Raw genomic sequence first — 16,357 nt, 5'->3', positions numbered from 1 at the left:
GCGCTGTCCGGGCTATCGGCCCGAACAGGGGCAGATGGGGATGGAGGCACGTCAATGACGAAGGAACCCCTCTCCCTCTACGACACGACCCTTCGCGACGGGCAGCAGACCCAAGGGGTGCAGTTTTCCACCGACGAAAAGCTGCGCATCGCGGCCACGCTGGACGATCTTGGGGTGGATTATATCGAGGGAGGCTGGCCCGGGGCGAACCCCACCGACAGCGCGTTCTTCGACGCCGCCCCGCAGACCCGCGCGAAACTGACCGCCTTCGGCATGACCAAACGCGCGGGCCGCAGCGCGGAGAATGACGAAGTGCTGGCCGCGGTGATGAATGCGGGCACGGGAAGTGTGTGCCTTGTGGGCAAGACCCATGACTTCCACGTCACCACCGCGCTGGGCATCACCCACGACGAGAACATCGAGAACATCGCGAAATCCATCGCCCATGTGGTGGCCCAGGGGCGCGAGGCGTTGTTCGATGCGGAACATTTCTTTGACGGCTGGAAATCCGACCCCGCCTATGCGCTCGACTGCTGCAAGGCGGCGTATGAGGCCGGGGCGCGCTGGATCGTGCTGTGCGACACAAATGGCGGCACGCTGCCCCATGAGGTGGGCGAGATCACCGCAGAGATCATCGCGGGCGGTATCCCCGGCACGGCCATCGGCATCCACACCCATGACGACACCGGCAATGCGGTCGCGGGCAGCCTTGCGGCCATCGATGCGGGCGCGCGGCAGGTTCAGGGCACGCTCAACGGCTTGGGGGAGCGTTGCGGCAATGCCAACCTGACCACGCTGATCCCGACCCTGACCCTGAAGGAACCCTATGCCAGCCGTTTCCAGACCGGCGTGACGGACGAGGCGCTGGCCGGGCTGACCCGGGCCTCGCGCCTATTGGACGATATCCTCAACCGCGTGCCGCGCAAGGCGGCGGCCTATGTGGGCGCCTCGGCCTTTGCGCACAAGGCGGGGCTGCATGCCAGCGCGATCCTGAAGGACCCCTCGACCTACGAACATATTGACCCCGCGCTGGTCGGCAATGCCCGCGTCATCCCGATGTCGAACCAGGCGGGGCAGTCGAACCTGCGCAAGCGCCTGACCGAGGCCGGGATCGAGATCGCCAAGGACGACCCGCGCCTGCCCGCGATCTTGGACGAGATCAAGACGCGCGAGGGGCAGGGCTATTCCTATGATACCGCGCAGGCCAGTTTCGAACTGATCGCCCGGCGGCATCTGGAGCAGTTGCCCGAATTCTTCCGGGTCAAGCGGTATCGCGTGACCGTGGAACGCCGCCGCGACGAACAGGGCCGCCCCAAAAGCCTGTCGGAGGCCGTGGTCGTCGTGCTGGTGGACGGGGAGCGTAAATTGTCGGTCTCGGAAAGCCTTGGGCCCGATGGCACCGACAGCGGGCCGGTCAACGCGTTGTCGCGTGCGCTGGCCAAGGATCTGGGACCCTACCAGTCCTATATCGACGACATGAAGCTGGTCGACTTCAAGGTGCGCATCACCAATGGCGGGACCGAGGCCGTGACCCGTGTGATCATCGACAGCGAAGACGGGCAGGGGCGGCGCTGGGCCACGGTGGGCGTGTCGGCCAATATCGTCGATGCCTCGTTCGAGGCGCTGCTGGACGCGATCGTCTGGAAACTGGTGCGGGACAAGGCGCCCCATCCGTGAGCCTGGATGCCTGCGCCGATATCGTCCGCCGTGGCGATCCCGACCGGTTTCTCGCGACCATGGCGGCGCCGGTGGATGCGCGGGCCCGGCTGTTCCCGCTGTTCGCCTTCAATGTGGAGGTCGCCCGCGCCCCTTGGGTGACGGCGGAGCCGATGATTGCCGAGATGCGCCTGCAATGGTGGCGCGACGTGCTGGGCGAAATCGCGGCCGGGGGCACGGTGCGTGCGCATGAGGTTGCGACCCCGCTGGCGTCGGTTCTGGGGGCGGAGGAGGCAAGGCTTCTTGACGGGCTCGTCGCCGCGCGCCGCTGGGATATCTATCGCGACCCGTTCGACGATGCCGCCGCGTTCAAGACGCATATCGATGCGACGTCGGGCGCGCTGCTCTGGGTGGCGGCGCGTGTTCTCGGCGCGGAAAGGGGGGAGGCCGCGCTCAGGCGGCTCGGCCATGCGATGGGCGTCGCGAACTGGCTGGTTGCCGTGCCGGAACTGGAGGCGCGGGGGCGCGTGCCGCTGGTTGACGGGCGACCGGGCGCGGTGCGGGAACTGGCCGCGCGGGCGGCGGCGGATCTGGCGGCCCTGAAGGCAGAGCGGGACGCGATCCCCGAATGCGCGATCCCGGCGGCCCGGATCGCATGGCTGGCCGGGCCGATCCTGACGCGCGCGGTCGATGACCCCGCGCGGGTGGCAGAGGGGCGGCTTGTCCCGTCGGACTTTCGCCGGCGCGGCGGGCTTTTGTGGCGGGCGATGCGCGGCCGCTGGTAGCGCGCGCGTCAGAGGATCTCGTCCTCATCGAACAAGGTGTCGGTTTCCAGTTCCGCGGTCCAGGCGTCGATCCGGTCTTCGGCCCGGTCGTCGGGGGTGATCGCGGCCAGATGGAACACGGCGTTGCCCTCGTTCACCACGGGCAGCACGGCGCGGCCGACAATGATCCCGGCCTCGGGCGCGGTGATCTCGGCGTCGATCTCTCCGAACGGGTCGGAGACGATGGCCAGCAATTCCCCTTCCGCCACCACATCCCCTTCGGAGCGGAACATGCGGACCAGCCCGCCCTGTGGCGCGCGCAGCCAGCGCGAGGCGCGGCAGACGAGCGAGGGGCGGCGCGCGCGCGGCACGCCCTTTGCCGGGATCATGCCCTGATCATGCAGAACCCGCAGAATGCCCGAGACACCGGCCCGGACCGCGGTTTCATCAAAGCGCAGGCCCTCTCCCGCCTCGTATAGCAGCATGCTGACGCCGCGCTCCTGCGCTGCCTGGCGGAGCGATCCCTCGCGCAGGTCGGAGCGCAGGATGACGGGTGCTGCGAAGATACGTGCCAGCCGCATCAGGTCGGGATCGCCGGGGGTGACGCGGATTTGCGGCAGGTTGGTGCGGTGAATGGCGGCCGAATGCAGGTCGATCCCCAGATCGGCGCGGGCCACGACCTCATCGATCAGCAGCTTGGCCAGACGCGCGGCCATCGACCCGGTCGCCGACCCCGGAAAGCAACGGTTCAGATCGCGCCGGTCGGGCAGGTAGCGCGACAGGTTGAGAAAGCCGAAGGCGTTGACGATCGGGATGGCGATCAGCGTGCCACGCATATTGCCCAGCGCCGGCAGCCCCAGCAGGCGGCGGACGATTTCCACCCCGATGACCTCGTCCCCATGCACGCCGGCGGTGACGAAGACGACGGGGCCGGCGCGGCGGCCGTGGATCACATGGGCGGACATCGTCACCGGCGTGTGGTCCGACAGAACCGACACCGGCAGATCGACCGTGGCGCGCGCGCCGGGCGGCACGGTTTCGCCGCCAAGCAGGAATCCCTTCCGCGCGGTCATGCCGTGCGGAATCCGGTACTGGCGAAACAGGTTTGCATACACTCCCGTTACCGGTCGTCCGCGTCCTCTGGCAAGCGTAATGCGTCAACGGGTGTGCGGTTGGGCGGTCAGTTCGTGACGGCGCCGTTTTCTGCATCAGGGGACAGGCCGCTGCCCGCCACGGCGAACAGATCCTCCAGGAAATAGGCCGACAACTCGGCCCGGTTGGCAAGACCCGACTTGCGATAGACGTTCTGGGCCTGCTGGCGCACCGTCGCCTCAGAGCTTTGCCGGAGCCCCGCAATCTCGCGCAGCGACAGCCCCTTCAGCATCAGGCCCGCCACATCGGCCTCTGCCGGGCTGAGGTTCCAGCGGTCGAATTGCTGGGTGATGGCATCCGACAGCCCCTGCATCAGCTTCCGGCTTTGTTGGCGCCACGCCTCGCCCGCTTGCGTGGCAAGAGCAAGATCGCGGCGGAGCGCCACGCTGTCGGCCTCCAGCGTATCGACCCGGCCGACCATCATCGCGATCAGGACCATGCTGCCGAAGAGGAAACACTTCTCGGCGAAATCAAGCGCGAATTCAGCAAGCCGGGGAACGGTGCCCTCGATGATCATGTCGATGCCCAGCATGCCGGCGGACAGAACCGGGACAGACAGGATCAGCAACCACGTTGCCCGCGAAAGCTTGGGTTTCATGTTCCGGGGGCTCCACCCTTGCGGATTGCGACGCGGATAATCTGCCAAAAGCGCCGCGTCCGGTCCATCTGCCATTTGCCGGATCGCCCCATGCGGGATGGCACCGCGCCCCTGTCTGCCAGAGGTCGGATCGACCAAAGGCGCGCCATTCGGCCTGATGACGGCACTTTCAAAACAGGCAAGGGAGTTGCCCGATGACCCTACGCACAATTCTGGCCGTCACGCTCGGCGGCGCGTTTCTGGCCCCGCTGGCCGCGTCTGCAACCACGATGCTTCCGGCATTCAACCCGGAGGCGTTCACCGGAGAGAGCCCGGTCAATACCTACTTCCCCCTTAACTACACAGAGACCAAGGTCACGCTGGCCACCGGTGTCGACGAGGACGGAAACCCCTTTGTCGAGAAATCCGTGCAAAGGGTTGTCGGTGACGGCAGGGAAATCCTCGGGGTTCAGACCGTCGCGATCCGGGACAGTGCCTATGAGAACGATCCGGGACAGTGCCTATGAGAACGATGTCCTGATCGAGGATACCTACGACTACTACGCCGCCGACACCTCCGGCAATGTCTGGTACTTCGGCGAGGACGTGGTGAACTATTACTACGACGACGATGGAAACCTGATCGGAACCGACGATCACTCGGCCTGGATCGCGGGAGAAAACGGCGCGCTTCCGGGCTGGATGATGCCCGCAACCCCGACGCTGGGCCTCAGCTATTATCAGGAATACGCCGCCGCCGACGAGGCCCTGGACGAGGCGCTGGTCTACGCCGTCGATCAGGATGTCGAGATCCCCGGGCTGGGATGGTTCGAAGACGTGATCATCATGTATGAGACCACGGCGATCGACCCAAGCCTCAGGGAGTTCAAGTACTACGCCCCCGGAATCGGCAAGATACGCGCCGACGAGGGGTTGAACGAAAACCTGACCGATCCCGACGTCATCTTTTATCTGCAACCAGGTGCCGTGCCCGTGCCAGCGAGCTTGCCGCTGGTTCTGTCCGCAATCGGGGCCTTCGCGCTGTCCAGTCGGCGCCGGGAATAAGGGGCAGGCCGGGGGCGGATCGATGCCCCCGGCCCGTATCGTCATTGCGCCACGGTGATCCGGCCGTCGGTATAGGGCCGATAGGGCGACCGGGTGGCGAGGTATTCGGCCGTCACATCCGCAAGATCGGGGCCGAAGTCGTAGACATTGTCGGCGGTCTTGAACACCGAATACCCGTCGCCGCCATTGCGGACATAGTTGTTCGACACCATGCCATAGGTCTTGGCGCGGTCGATCTGGGTCCACTGGCCATCTTCCATGACCTCGACGGTGCGGACGCGGTTGCCGGGTTCGCCCGCCGGATCCCAGGCAAAGCGCATGCCGGAGACCTGCGGGAAGCGGCCGGCGCCCTCCTCGACCTGGCTCAGCCCGTTTTCCAGCGCGTCGATGATCGTCTGGCCGGACACGAAGAAGGTCGACAGCGTGTTCTGGAACGGCAGCACCGTCAGCACCTCGCCCATCGTGACAGGACCGTCATCGATCGAGGCACGCAGCCCCCCGCCGTTCTGGATCGCGATCTGGATGCCCTGATCCATCACCCGGTCCAGCATCGCATCGGCCACCAGATTGCCCATCGGGCATTCCCGCGTCCGGCAATCGGCGCGCTCGCCGCCAATGGGTTCGGCGGCTTCGGCCACGACCTGCTGGCGCAGTTCTTCCAGCGGCTGGGCCAGTTCGGCGATCCGGGCCTTGATGTCGGCGTCCTCCGCGACCGAGGCATCCAGAAGGATCGGCTCACCCTCTGCCGAAATTACCTTGCCCGCATCGTCGAATGTCACGGTCAGATCGCCCAGATACTTGCCATAGGCATAGGCCGCCACGATGGCGGTGTCGCCCACCATGGTCGGGTAGGGGCCCGCGGCCCGGTCGCTGGTGTTGGACAACAGCGTGTGGCTGTGCCCGCCCACGATCACGTCGACACCGGTCGTTCCGGCCGCGATCTGCTTGTCGAGCGTGTATCCCGAATGGCTGAGCAGCACGATCTTGGTCACGCCATCCGCGGTCAGGCGGTCGACCTCGGCCTGCACGGCCTGCACCGGATCGGTGAAGACGATGTTCGGGCCCGGGCTCGACAATTCGTCATTGTCCATCGGTGTCAGGCCGATGACCCCGACCTTTTCGCCGCCGGTTTCGATCACCACCGATTTCTCGATGATGTCCTGAAGTTCAGGCGCGCCCGACAGATCGGCATTGGCCATCAGGATCGGAATGTCGACCTCATCGACGAAGGCTTGCAGAACCTCCGGGCCGTTGTCGAATTCGTGGTTGCCGACGGCCATCGCGTCATAGCCGAGCTTTTCCATCATCTCGGCCGCGACCTTGCCCTTGTATTGGTTGTAGAACAGCGTGCCCTGAAACTGGTCGCCCGCATCGACGAGGATGGAATTTTCCGCCGTGGCCCGGGCCTCGGCCAGCGCGGTAACCAGACGCGCGGTGCCGCCAAAGCATTTGCCGGCCTCGTTGTCCTCGGCGCTGCAGCCGGAGTCGTATTTCGAGATCGGTTCGAACCGTGCGTGGAAGTCGTTTGTGTGAAGGATGGTCAATGTGAAGTCGGCCTGGGCCGCGCCGCCGGTCAGGGCCAGCGCCGCCACGGTGGAAAGGACTCGCATCTTCATCGGGATTCTCCCTGTGTGATCAATGGATGAAAGGTGGGGCAGACCGGTGGGTCTGTCAAAGCTGTAGATGCTTGACCGAAGTCACTTCTACGGGCATTCCGGCTGCATGCTGATGTACAAGATCTTCCGCCGCCCCGAATGGGATGCCTTTCGCGCCGTGGGCCGGACCGCCGGTGCCCCGGTGGACCTTGCCGATGGCTTCATCCATTTCTCGACGGCCGAGCAGGTGGCCGAAACGGCGGCAAGGCACTTCGCGGGCGAAAGCGATCTTGTGCTGGTGGCCGTCGACACCAAGCGGATGGGCGATGCCCTGAAATGGGAACCATCCCGCGGGGGGGCGTTGTTCCCGCATCTCTACCGCGATCTTCGGATGGCCGATGTGGTCTGGGACAAATCGCTGCCGATGGGCGCGTCGGGCCATATCTTCCCAGAGGGCGTGGTATGACCCCGCTGGAGCGTCTTGGCCTTGCCGCCTTTCACCGGATGGATGCCGAACGCGCGCACAGCCTGTCGCTGACGGCGCTGAAATCGGGGCTGGTGCCGCTGCCGGGGGTCGTCGCCACGAAACGGCTCGAAACGGTGGTGGCGGGGCTGCGCTTGCCCAACCCGGTGGGCCTTGCCGCCGGTTACGACAAGAATGCCGAGGCTCTGGTGCCGCTGGCCCGGGCGGGGTTCGGGTTTATCGAGGTCGGCGCGGCCACCCCGCGTCCGCAGCCCGGAAACCCGCGCCCGCGCCTGTTTCGCCTGACCCAGGATCGGGCGGCGATCAACCGCTTCGGCTTCAACAATGACGGCATGGTGGCGATCGGGGCCCGGCTGGCCGCGCGGCCGAAGGACGCCGTGATCGGCCTGAACCTGGGCGCGAACAAGGACAGCGTCGATCGGGCGGCGGACTATGCCGCGGTGCTGGCCCATTGCGGCGCGCATGTGGATTTCGCCACGGTCAACGTCTCCTCTCCCAATACCGAGAAACTGCGCGATTTGCAGGGCAAGGCGGCGCTGACTGCGCTGATGGAGGGCGTGATGGCCGTCCGTGCAGACCTGCCCAAGCCGATCCCGGTCTTCCTGAAAATCGCGCCGGATCTGAACGATGCCGAGATCGCGGAGATTGCCGAGGTTGCGCTGGCCAGCGGTCTGTCGGGGATCATCGCGACCAACACAACGCTGGCCCGTGTGGGCCTGAAAAGCGCGGATGCGGGGCAGGCGGGTGGGCTTTCGGGTGCGCCGCTGTTTGCGCGGTCGACCCGGGTGCTGGCGCGGCTGTCGGAGTTGACCGGGGGCGCGCTGCCGCTGATCGGGGTGGGTGGGGTGTCTTCGGCCGAAGACGCCTATGCCAAGATCCGGGCGGGTGCCTCTGCCGTGCAGCTTTACACCGCGCTGGTCTACAACGGGCTCAGCCTTGTGGGCGACATCGCCCGGGGGCTGGATCGGTTGCTGGCCCGCGACGGGTTTGCCAATGTGGCCGAGGCCGTGGGCACGGGCCGGGAGGAGTGGACATGACCGAGGTCGTCATCTGGCACAATCCGCGTTGTTCCAAGTCGCGCGAGGCGCTGAAGCTGATCGAGGGGCGCGGGATCACCCCGGTGATCCGCCGCTATCTGGACGATCCGCCCAGCCTTGAGGAGCTGCGCGCCACGCAAGGAACGCTGGGTCTGCGCGCCATCGAGATGATGCGCGTGAAGGAAACGCTCTTCCGTGACCTCGGCCTGTCGAAGGACGATGACGACGAGACATTGCTGGCCGCGATGGCCGCAAACCCGAAACTGATCGAACGCGCCATTGTCTTTGCCAATGGCCGCGCGGTGCTGGGCCGCCCGCCAGAGCTGGTGCTGGACATCCTCTGAGCCTCAGAACAGGATCACGTTGCGCCGGGCCGCGCCGGTTTTCGTGTCGGCAATCGCCTCGTTGATCTGGTCGAGCGTCCAGCGGCCCGAGATCAGCTCGTCCAGCTTGATCCGACCCTGCTGGTACAGGTCGATGATCCACGGGATGTCGCGCGTCAGCACCGTATCCCCCATCATCGACCCGCGCAGATCCTGCCCCAGAAGGGCAATCGCCATCGGTTCATAGGCGGCGGTCTGGCCCGCATGGGGCATGCCCACCATCACGATCCGCCCGCCCGCGCGCAAATAGCGCGGCGCGGTGTCATAGGCCGCAGGCGCGCCCACGGCCACCAGCACCGCATCGGCGCCGCGGGGGGCAATGGCGCGCACCGCCTTCCAGGGTTTCGCATCGCTCGCCAGCACGCCATCGGTGGCGCCAAAGTCCTTGGCGACCGCCAGCTTGTCGGCCAGAAGGTCCACGGCGATCACCCGCGCGGCACCCGCCAGCCGCGCGCCCTGAATGGCGTTCAGCCCCACGCCGCCCGCGCCGATCACCACGACCGTTTCGCCGGGGCGAATGGCGGCGGTGTTGACCGCCGCGCCCAGCCCGGTGATCACCCCGCAGGAGATCAGGCAGGCGGACTCCATCGGAACGGTGTCGGGGATCTTCGCGATCTGGCTTTCATGGACCACGACGGCCTCGGCAAAGGCGCCGGTGTCCAGCCCGTGATGGATCGGGTCGCCGTCCGCCGTGAAGATCGGCGTGTCGCCGTCATTGGGCTTGGTCCGGCAGATCGTCGGGCGACCCGTCGCGCAGGTGGGGCAGGTGCCGCAGGACCGGATCAGGGTTACGATCACCGTGTCGCCCGGGGCCACGCCTGTCACACTCTCGCCCACGGCGGTTACGCGCCCCGCTGCCTCGTGCCCATAGACGGCGGGAAGGCTGCGGTTGAACCCGCCCTCGGCCATCGAGATGTCGGAATGGCAGACCGCAACGGCCTCCAGCGTGACCTCGACCTCACCGGTTCGGGGCGGGCGCAGGTGCAGGGTTTCGATCGTCAGGGGGGCGCCGAATTCGCGGCAGACGGCGGCTTTGATCGGGCGCATGGGGGCCTCCTTATTCGGCATGTGTCGCGGTGGTGCCGGCCCGTGGGCGCGCGGCGAAGACGACCCCGCAGACGATCATCGTGGCCGCGGCCAGAAGGAAGGGCGCGCCGGGCAGGATCAAGGGCGCGCCGTCCCGCGTGAAGGCGGCGAAAAGCTGGGTCATCACCAGGGGTGACACGACCATGGAGATCGAACGGATCGAACTGATCAGCCCCTGTAGCTCCCCCTGCTGGTCGTCGCCGGCGGCCTTGGACATGATCCCCAGAAGCGCGGGCGTGACCACCGCCCCCAGCGCGATCAGCGGGGTCATCACCAGAACCGCGGTGGAACTGTCGACGAAGCCGATGGCAAGGAACGCCACGAAGTTGTAGCTGAGCCCGTACCAGACGGTCACACGCTCCCCCAGCACCTTCAGGATCACCCGGATCAGCCCGCCCTGAACCGCGGCCACGCCGATGCCGAACATGGCCAGCGAAATCCCGACCGTGCCGGGCGACCAGCCGAACCTGTACTGGGTGAAATAGGCCCAGATCGCGGGATAGATCCACATCGCGAATTCATAGAGGAAGAACAGCAGCAGAAGCGGCCGCACGCCGGGCAGGGCGCCGATCTGCCGGAACGCGCCAAGCGGGTTGGCCCGGCGCCATTCGAACTTTCGCCGGATGCGGTCGGTGACGGTTTCGGGCAGCACGAACCAGCCGAAGGTCAGGTTCGCCGTGGCCAGAACCGCGGCGGCCCAGAACGGCGCGCGGGGGCCAAGCTCTCCCAGGAAACCGCCGATCAGCGGCCCGATGACAAAGCCGATCCCGAAGGAGGCGCCAACCATGCCGAAGCGGGCGGCCTTCTGCTCGGGCTTCGATATGTCCGCCAGAAACGCGCTGGCCGTCGCCTGGGTAGAGGCGGTGACACCGCCGACGACCCGCGCCGCCAGCAGCAGCCAGATCGATCCCGCCAGCGCCATCACCACGTAGTCCAGCGCCATCGTGGCGAGCGACAACAGCAGGATCGGCCGCCGCCCGAACCGGTCGGACAAACCGCCGATCAGCGGGCCGCACAGGAACTGCATGATCGCGAAACAGGTGGCGAGGATGCCACCCCAGACGGCGGCATCCGACAGGCCGACGCCCTCGATATCCTTGATCAGGTCGGGCATCACCGGAAGGATCAGGCCGATCCCGATGGCGTCCAGCACCAGCGTGATCAGGATGAAGACGATCGGCAGGCGGTTTTCCTTGTCGCTCATGGTCGGGGGTCAGCTTCGCCCGGCGATGTCGGCCAGAATCTCCGCCAGCCGGTCGGGCGCGGCGAAGAAGGGCGAATGACCGCAGGCGATGTCGTGGATGCAATCGGCCGGCCAGTCGCGCGACATGTCTTCCTGTGCCTCGGGCGGGATGATCTTGTCGGTTGTGCAGCGGATATAGTGGCGCGCGATCCCCCCGGGCAGGGCCGGTGCGGGCGCATGACCCGGGGCGGTGGCCTGCGGCACAAGGTGATCGCGGGCATAGTCGACCGTGCCCGGCGGGCAGTCGTGATAGAACAATGGCTCCAGCGTCTCGTCGGCGAAGGTGGAGGTCGCCTTGTCCTCGCTCAGGCGCATCGCCGACATCAGGTTGCGGCAGCCATAGCGCGCGCGCAGGTCGCGGGCGCTGTCGCCCTCTTTCGGGGCCCATGCGGTCAGGTAGACCAGCGCCTTGATCTTTTCGGGCGCGGCCGCCGCGGCAAAGGTGATTGGCATGCCGCCGAAGGAGTGGCCCACAAGGATCGTCGGGCGGGTGATCGCGGCCACCACGGCGTCGCGGTAGTCGTCCATCGTCACGCCCTCGGGCGGGGTGGGGTCAAGGCCCGCGGCGGGCAGGTCGATGGCGCGCGCGGCGTGGCCCGCCCGTTCCAGCGGGGTCAGCACGTCGCGCCAGCACCACGCGCCGTGGTTGGAGCCGTGGACGAACAGAAATTCTGTCATGTGGCGGTCAGGCATGGCCGATGTCCTTCAGAAAACGGTTGAGAATCTCGGCATAGTCGCCGGGCTTTTCCACGCAGGGCAGGTGGCCCGCACCGCGGATCAGGTGGAAGGTCGATCCCTTCACCAGCGCCGCGGTCTCTCGCACCAGATCGGGCGGGGTCGATCCGTCCTCGCTGCCGGCGATCGCCAGCGTCGGCAGGGTCAGGCCCGCGGTCGTGGTGTAGAAATCGGTGCCGGAGATTGCCGCGCAGCAGCCCAGATACCCCTCCACCGGCTGGCGGGTCAGCATGTTGCGCCAGAGTGCGCAGTCGGGGCTTTCGCGAAAGGGGCGGGTGAACCAGCGTTCCATCGTGCCCTCGGTCAGCGCCGCGATGCCGCCCGCGCGCACGGCGTCGATCCGGTCCGCCCAGATCTCTCGCGTACCGATCTTGGCGGCGGTGTTGGAAATCACCATGGCGCGCACGAGGTCCAGCCGCTTCGCCGCCAGCCCCTGTGCGATCATGCCACCGATGGACAGTCCCACGAAGACGCAGTCGGCGACGCCCAGAAATTCCAGCAGGCGTTCGGCATCGCGCACCAGCGCGCCCATTGAATAGGGCCCGTCAGGGCAGGACGAAAGACCGTGGCCCCGCTTGTCATAGCGGATTGCGCGCACGCCATCGGGCAAAAGCGCGACGACATCGTCCCAAAGCCGCAGATCGCAGCCCAGCGAGTTTGAAAACACCACGGGCGCGCCGTCGGGATCGCCGTCTTCGCGATAATGCAGCGCCACGTCCCCCAGATCGGCGATCTTCACGGCAGTCTCCCTTGATCCGTCAGGCCCTGCATCTTCGGACAAGCCCCGACCGGCTGCAACAGCGGTTTCCGGGCGTCCATCACTCGGTCAGCCGGATATGGGCCATCACCTGTCCGTGGTCAGAGGTGATCCGGTCCTCGGGCGCCCCGGGGCTGGCCGCGTCGGTGATATGGTCGTTGTAGACGCTGAAATACTCCATCTCGCCGATCCGGTCGGGCCATTCGGGATGGAACTGCCGTGACATCAGGATCGCGTCCAGCGTCTGGAAGCCGCCCCCAAAGGATGTCGTGAACACCAGATCCCGCAGCGACTTGCGCATGAACAGCCGTTCGGCAGAGTAAAGCCGAACCCGGTCGATGCTCTCGGTGATCTCTGCGGCATCCTCGGCTGTATAGAAATCGTCTGCCGCGGTCGCGTCGGGGCGGCGCATCCGCGTGTAGTCGCGCAGCGGTTTTTCCCCGCACAGGATTTCCTGCGTGATCGAATGGCCGCTGTCGTTCAGATCGCCCAGCACCATCACCGGGCGGCCTTGATCCAGTTCCTGCAGGATCAGCGTGCGCAGCACCCAGGCCTCTGCCATCCGGCGCAGGGCAGAGCGCAGGGTGCCCATCGCCCGGCCTGCGGCGTTGTAATTCAGCAGGTCGATTTCGGGGGAGAAGGGCGCGCTTTGGGGGCGGACGAACTCCCCCAGCTTCGATTTCAGGTGGGTGTTGAAGACGGTGATCACCTGCCCGCCGACCGGCACGCGGACCTTGAGGATCGGGCGACCAAGCCGCTTTATCTGGTAACTGCCGGCATCGCCGCCGCCGAGGTGTAGGAAGGGGACGTCGACCGGCGGGTCAAGCAACTGGATCGACTGCGGGTCCTCGGCAAAGCCGAAGCGCGACAGGATCGCCACACCGGGCCGCCGGTCGCCGGGGCCGCCATCGGCCACGTTCGGGGCAAAGGCCAGCGCGGCGTCGCCATAGGCGTCATAGGCCGGTTTGCGAAAGATCGCCTTGGGGCCAAACGGGCTGTCGCCGCTGGGCAGGATCGCCATGTCGGATGCCTCCCCCTTGCGGTCGGCGGCGGCGATGACCTCCCTCAGGGCATCGGCATCGAAGATTTCCTGAAACCCGACGATATCGGGGTTCATCCGGGTCAGTTGCCCGGCCATCCAGTCCAGCTTCCACGCATAGTCGGCGGGGGTGTATTTCTCGAACCGGTAATAGGTCTGGTCCGGGCCGATCAGGTTCTGGGCATTGAAACTGGCGATGGTGAAGCGGGTCATGCCCCGTCCCCGTAGCGGCCCAGCGTCTCGGCAAACAGCGCCGGTTCCACATTGCCGCCCGAGGCGATGACGATCACCGCGTCGCCCTCGAATTGCGCGGGGTGATAAAGCGCTGCGGCCAGTGCGACGGCGCCGCCCGGTTCCACCACGATCTTCAGGCGGGCGAAGGCCGCGGCCATGGCGCGCAGGGCGTCGTTTTCGCTGACCACAAGGCCCGGGCCGCACAGACGCGCGATGGTCGGGAAGGTCAGCTTGCCGGGGGACGGCGTCAGGATCGCATCGCAGACCGATCCGGCGGTCTTTTCGTTCCGCTCGATCCGGCCGCTGGCCAGCGACCGGGCCGTGTCGTCGAAGCCTTCGGGCTCCACCGGGCGGACGCGCAGCCTCGGTGCCCGGGCCTCCAGCGCCAGCGCGGTGCCCGCGGTCAGCCCGCCGCCGCCGCAGGGGATCAGGACATCGGCACCGCCGATGCCCGCCTCTGCCGCCTGTTCGGCGATTTCCAGACCGCAGGTGCCTTGCCCCGCGATGACATTGGGGTCATCGAAGGGCATCACCGGTGTCAGTCCACGCTCCGCGGCCAGTGCGGCGCCGATGGCGTCGCGGTCCCCGGTTGCGCGGTCGTAATGCACCACCTCGGCCCCCATCGCGCGGGTGTTGTCGATCTTGGAGCTCGGCGCGTCGGACGGCATGAGAATGACGGCCGGAACGCCAAGGGTTTGCGCGGCCCGCGCCACCCCCTGCGCATGGTTGCCGGAGGAATAGGCGATCACGCCCTTGGCACGGGCCGCCTCGGGCAGGGCCGACAACGCCGACCACCCGCCACGGAACTTGAAGCTGCCGGTGTGTTGCAGGCATTCGGCCTTCACCAGCACCCGCCGCCCGGCGATCTCGTCCAGAAACGGAGAGGAGAGGAGCGGCGTGCGCCGCGCGCGGCCCTTCAGCCGGTCGGCGGCGGCCTCGATGGCGTCGATGGTCATGTCAGGCGCTCGATAAAGGCCGCGATCACCTCGACCGCGGCGGGTTCGTCAAGGAAGGGCACATGCCCGCGGTCGGGGATCTCGGCATAGATCATGTCGGGTCGGCGGCGGCGCATTTCCTCGGCGGTTTCACATGAGAGGATGTCCGAATTCTGCCCCCGGATCAGTGCGACGGGCAGCCCGTTCAGCGCGTCGAACAACGGCCAGAGATCGGGCATCGCCCCCGCCGCGGATGCCTCTGCCACCGCCCGACGCAGGTTCGGATCATAGCGCAGCGCCAACCCGTCCGGCGCCTCGGACCAGACGCGGCGAGCATAGGCGCGCCACTGGTCGCGCGTCACGCCGGGAAAGCGCCCGGCCATCTTCGTTTCAAGCTGGGCCGCGGCATCGTCGTAGTTGGCATAGCCCGGGCGCTGGCCCAGATAGCTCATGATATAGCCCATGCCGTGGGGGTCGATCATCGGGCCGATATCGTTCAGGCAGACGCCGGACAGCAGGGTGCGATGGCCCGCGGCCAGGGTCATCGCGATCAGCCCCCCGCGTGAGGTGCCGATGATCGCGACCCGGTCGAGCCCGAGGTGATCGACAAGCGCAAGGACATCGCGGCTTTCGCGGATCAGGTTGTAGTTCATGAAGTCGGGATCGTGATCGGAGGCACCCCGCCCGCGGGTGTCCAGCCGCAGGATGCGCGCGCGGTCCGCGAAACGCTCTACCACCGGCTCGAAATCGTCCATGTTGCGGGTCAGCCCGCACAGGCAAAGAACCGGTGCGCCCGCGCCCTGATCGTCATAGGCCAGCATCAGGCCGTCATCGGCGGCAAAACGTTGCATCACGCCCCCATCGCCAGTGCGGGAATGCCGGTCAGGTCGGTCAGCACATGTGCCGGCCGCCAGGGCAGACGGTCGATCGGTGCGCCCGCGCGGTTGACCCAGGCGGTCGTGAACCCAAAGCCCGTGGCCGCCGCCGCATCCCATCCGTTGGACGAGACGAACAGAACCTCTGCCCGGTCGCAGCCAAAGCGTTGTCCCACAAGATCGTAGACGGACGGATGCGGCTTGAAGACGCCGACCCGTTCCACCGACAGAACATCGTCCAGAAGATCGCCGATCCCGGCCGAGGCAACCGCGGCCGCCAGCATATCCGGCGACCCGTTCGACAGGATGGCGGTCGCCTTGCCCGCCTGTTTCAGCGCCGACAGCATCGCCGGCACCTCTGGATAGGCGGACAGTTCCCGGTAAAGGTCGAGAAGCCGCGCCCGCAACCCGGCATCGCCGTCCAGCCCGGACGCCTCCAGCGCCCAGTCGAGGCCGTCCTGCGTGACCTGCCAGAAATCCGCATGGGCGCCCGTGACCGCGCGCAGCCAGCTGTATTGCAACTGCTTCTGACGCCAGTCCTCTGCCAGCGTCGGCCAGACATCGCCCAGACGGTCCCGCCCCGGTTCCGCCGCGGCCTGCCGCGCGGCGGCGGCCACGTCGAACAGCGTGCCATACGCATCGAAGATGCAGGTCGTTGTCGTCATTTCTCCTCCCTCGCCGGGCGACAGTGGCACAGGCGCGCAAACTGGGAAAGAGCGTCCGTGCACATGCGTGTTACG

18 protein-coding genes are annotated in these 16,357 nt (G+C 66.9%); 7 read left to right on the top strand and 11 right to left on the bottom strand.

Annotated elements, in window-relative coordinates; translation table 11 throughout:
- The first annotated feature begins 54 nt into the window (after positions 1-54).
- The gene (gene cimA / locus RGUI_RS03045) at positions 55-1,677 is read left to right on the top strand and encodes a citramalate synthase (protein WP_081531702.1); all 1,623 of its coding nucleotides are present in this window, start codon (positions 55-57) and stop codon (positions 1,675-1,677) included.
- A complete protein-coding gene (locus tag RGUI_RS03040; RefSeq protein WP_081531701.1) occupies positions 1,674-2,441 on the top strand; it encodes a squalene/phytoene synthase family protein in 768 nt (255 codons plus the stop codon). Before cimA ends, RGUI_RS03040 begins: the two co-directional genes overlap by 4 nt.
- A gap of 8 nt (positions 2,442-2,449) precedes the next feature.
- Here the strand turns inward: RGUI_RS03040 and RGUI_RS03035 are convergent, their stop codons facing one another.
- Both RGUI_RS03035 and RGUI_RS03030 read right to left on the bottom strand, forming a co-directional pair.
- The gene (locus tag RGUI_RS03035) at positions 2,450-3,493 is read right to left on the bottom strand and encodes a succinylglutamate desuccinylase/aspartoacylase family protein (RefSeq protein ID WP_081535944.1); all 1,044 of its coding nucleotides are present in this window, start codon (positions 3,491-3,493) and stop codon (positions 2,450-2,452) included.
- A gap of 107 nt (positions 3,494-3,600) precedes the next feature.
- On the bottom strand, positions 3,601-4,170 hold the full coding sequence (locus RGUI_RS03030) for a LuxR C-terminal-related transcriptional regulator (RefSeq protein ID WP_081531700.1): 570 nt from the start codon (positions 4,168-4,170) through the stop codon (positions 3,601-3,603).
- A gap of 194 nt (positions 4,171-4,364) precedes the next feature.
- Here RGUI_RS03030 and RGUI_RS03025 point away from each other — a divergent pair, with 194 nt between their 5' ends.
- Together RGUI_RS03025 and RGUI_RS03020 are read left to right on the top strand one after the other, a co-directional pair.
- Complete coding sequence (locus RGUI_RS03025; RefSeq protein ID WP_081531699.1) at positions 4,365-4,676, top strand: hypothetical protein; 312 nt, start codon at positions 4,365-4,367, stop codon at positions 4,674-4,676.
- A complete protein-coding gene (locus RGUI_RS03020; RefSeq protein WP_081531698.1) occupies positions 4,648-5,214 on the top strand; it encodes a VPLPA-CTERM sorting domain-containing protein in 567 nt (188 codons plus the stop codon). The genes RGUI_RS03025 and RGUI_RS03020 overlap by 29 nt, the downstream gene beginning before the upstream one ends.
- Before the next feature lie 41 nt (positions 5,215-5,255).
- Here RGUI_RS03020 and RGUI_RS03015 read toward each other — a convergent pair whose 3' ends face one another.
- Positions 5,256-6,830, bottom strand: a complete 1,575-nt coding sequence (locus tag RGUI_RS03015) for a bifunctional UDP-sugar hydrolase/5'-nucleotidase (RefSeq protein WP_081531697.1) — start codon at positions 6,828-6,830, stop codon at positions 5,256-5,258.
- A 106-nt stretch (positions 6,831-6,936) separates the two neighbouring features.
- Here RGUI_RS03015 and RGUI_RS03010 point away from each other — a divergent pair, with 106 nt between their 5' ends.
- From RGUI_RS03010 to arsC, 3 genes are read left to right on the top strand one after another with little or no spacing between them, the layout of a single operon-like run.
- Positions 6,937-7,275: a DUF952 domain-containing protein gene (locus RGUI_RS03010; RefSeq protein ID WP_081535943.1), complete on the top strand. Its 339-nt coding sequence runs from the start codon at positions 6,937-6,939 to the stop codon at positions 7,273-7,275.
- On the top strand, positions 7,272-8,330 hold the full coding sequence (locus RGUI_RS03005; RefSeq protein WP_081531696.1) for a quinone-dependent dihydroorotate dehydrogenase: 1,059 nt from the start codon (positions 7,272-7,274) through the stop codon (positions 8,328-8,330). The genes RGUI_RS03010 and RGUI_RS03005 overlap by 4 nt, the downstream gene beginning before the upstream one ends.
- Positions 8,327-8,674: an arsenate reductase (glutaredoxin) gene (gene arsC, locus RGUI_RS03000; protein WP_081531695.1), complete on the top strand. Its 348-nt coding sequence runs from the start codon at positions 8,327-8,329 to the stop codon at positions 8,672-8,674. The genes RGUI_RS03005 and arsC overlap by 4 nt, the downstream gene beginning before the upstream one ends.
- A 3-nt stretch (positions 8,675-8,677) precedes the next feature.
- Here the strand turns inward: arsC and RGUI_RS02995 are convergent, their stop codons facing one another.
- From RGUI_RS02995 to RGUI_RS02960, 8 genes are all read right to left on the bottom strand, one after another.
- A complete protein-coding gene (locus tag RGUI_RS02995; protein ID WP_081531694.1) occupies positions 8,678-9,760 on the bottom strand; it encodes a Zn-dependent alcohol dehydrogenase in 1,083 nt (360 codons plus the stop codon).
- Positions 9,761-9,770: 10 nt separating this feature from the next.
- A complete protein-coding gene (locus RGUI_RS02990) occupies positions 9,771-11,003 on the bottom strand; it encodes a TCR/Tet family MFS transporter (RefSeq protein ID WP_081531693.1) in 1,233 nt (410 codons plus the stop codon).
- Positions 11,004-11,012: 9 nt separating this feature from the next.
- A complete protein-coding gene (locus tag RGUI_RS02985; RefSeq protein ID WP_172841069.1) occupies positions 11,013-11,720 on the bottom strand; it encodes an alpha/beta fold hydrolase in 708 nt (235 codons plus the stop codon).
- A gap of 7 nt (positions 11,721-11,727) precedes the next feature.
- A complete protein-coding gene (gene pcaD / locus RGUI_RS02980) occupies positions 11,728-12,516 on the bottom strand; it encodes a 3-oxoadipate enol-lactonase (RefSeq protein WP_081531691.1) in 789 nt (262 codons plus the stop codon).
- Between the two features lie 79 nt (positions 12,517-12,595).
- Positions 12,596-13,786, bottom strand: a complete 1,191-nt coding sequence (locus tag RGUI_RS02975) for an endonuclease/exonuclease/phosphatase family protein (RefSeq protein ID WP_081531690.1) — start codon at positions 13,784-13,786, stop codon at positions 12,596-12,598.
- On the bottom strand, positions 13,783-14,763 hold the full coding sequence (locus tag RGUI_RS02970; RefSeq protein WP_081531689.1) for a threonine/serine dehydratase: 981 nt from the start codon (positions 14,761-14,763) through the stop codon (positions 13,783-13,785). The genes RGUI_RS02975 and RGUI_RS02970 overlap by 4 nt, the downstream gene beginning before the upstream one ends.
- Positions 14,760-15,593, bottom strand: a complete 834-nt coding sequence (locus RGUI_RS02965; RefSeq protein ID WP_081531688.1) for an alpha/beta fold hydrolase — start codon at positions 15,591-15,593, stop codon at positions 14,760-14,762. Before RGUI_RS02965 ends, RGUI_RS02970 begins: the two co-directional genes overlap by 4 nt.
- A complete protein-coding gene (locus tag RGUI_RS02960) occupies positions 15,593-16,282 on the bottom strand; it encodes a haloacid dehalogenase type II (RefSeq protein ID WP_081531687.1) in 690 nt (229 codons plus the stop codon). The genes RGUI_RS02965 and RGUI_RS02960 overlap by 1 nt, the downstream gene beginning before the upstream one ends.
- Positions 16,283-16,357: the final 75 nt, after the last annotated feature.

Origin of the sequence: Rhodovulum sp. P5 (genome assembly GCF_002079305.1) — a bacterium.
Classification (GTDB): domain Bacteria; phylum Pseudomonadota; class Alphaproteobacteria; order Rhodobacterales; family Rhodobacteraceae; genus Rhodovulum.
Note: the sequence above shows the minus strand (reverse complement) of the source record. Positions and strands in the feature narration are given on the sequence as shown.

What these genes read in the sequence shown, in the direction of transcription:
- cimA (WP_081531702.1), top strand. Translation starts at nt 55, where the DNA reads ATGACGAAGGAACCCCTCTCCCTCTACGACACGACCCTTCGCGACGGG.
- RGUI_RS03035 (WP_081535944.1), bottom strand. Translation starts at nt 3,493, where the DNA reads ATGACCGCGCGGAAGGGATTCCTGCTTGGCGGCGAAACCGTGCCGCCC.
- RGUI_RS03030 (WP_081531700.1), bottom strand. Translation starts at nt 4,170, where the DNA reads ATGAAACCCAAGCTTTCGCGGGCAACGTGGTTGCTGATCCTGTCTGTC.
- RGUI_RS03025 (WP_081531699.1), top strand. Translation starts at nt 4,365, where the DNA reads ATGACCCTACGCACAATTCTGGCCGTCACGCTCGGCGGCGCGTTTCTG.
- RGUI_RS03020 (WP_081531698.1), top strand. Translation starts at nt 4,648, where the DNA reads ATGAGAACGATCCGGGACAGTGCCTATGAGAACGATGTCCTGATCGAG.
- RGUI_RS03015 (WP_081531697.1), bottom strand. Translation starts at nt 6,830, where the DNA reads ATGAAGATGCGAGTCCTTTCCACCGTGGCGGCGCTGGCCCTGACCGGC.
- RGUI_RS03010 (WP_081535943.1), top strand. Translation starts at nt 6,937, where the DNA reads ATGCTGATGTACAAGATCTTCCGCCGCCCCGAATGGGATGCCTTTCGC.
- RGUI_RS03005 (WP_081531696.1), top strand. Translation starts at nt 7,272, where the DNA reads ATGACCCCGCTGGAGCGTCTTGGCCTTGCCGCCTTTCACCGGATGGAT.
- arsC (WP_081531695.1), top strand. Translation starts at nt 8,327, where the DNA reads ATGACCGAGGTCGTCATCTGGCACAATCCGCGTTGTTCCAAGTCGCGC.
- RGUI_RS02995 (WP_081531694.1), bottom strand. Translation starts at nt 9,760, where the DNA reads ATGCGCCCGATCAAAGCCGCCGTCTGCCGCGAATTCGGCGCCCCCCTG.
- RGUI_RS02990 (WP_081531693.1), bottom strand. Translation starts at nt 11,003, where the DNA reads ATGAGCGACAAGGAAAACCGCCTGCCGATCGTCTTCATCCTGATCACG.
- RGUI_RS02985 (WP_172841069.1), bottom strand. Translation starts at nt 11,720, where the DNA reads ATGACAGAATTTCTGTTCGTCCACGGCTCCAACCACGGCGCGTGGTGC.
- RGUI_RS02975 (WP_081531690.1), bottom strand. Translation starts at nt 13,786, where the DNA reads ATGACCCGCTTCACCATCGCCAGTTTCAATGCCCAGAACCTGATCGGC.
- RGUI_RS02970 (WP_081531689.1), bottom strand. Translation starts at nt 14,763, where the DNA reads ATGACCATCGACGCCATCGAGGCCGCCGCCGACCGGCTGAAGGGCCGC.
- RGUI_RS02965 (WP_081531688.1), bottom strand. Translation starts at nt 15,593, where the DNA reads ATGCAACGTTTTGCCGCCGATGACGGCCTGATGCTGGCCTATGACGAT.
- RGUI_RS02960 (WP_081531687.1), bottom strand. Translation starts at nt 16,282, where the DNA reads ATGACGACAACGACCTGCATCTTCGATGCGTATGGCACGCTGTTCGAC.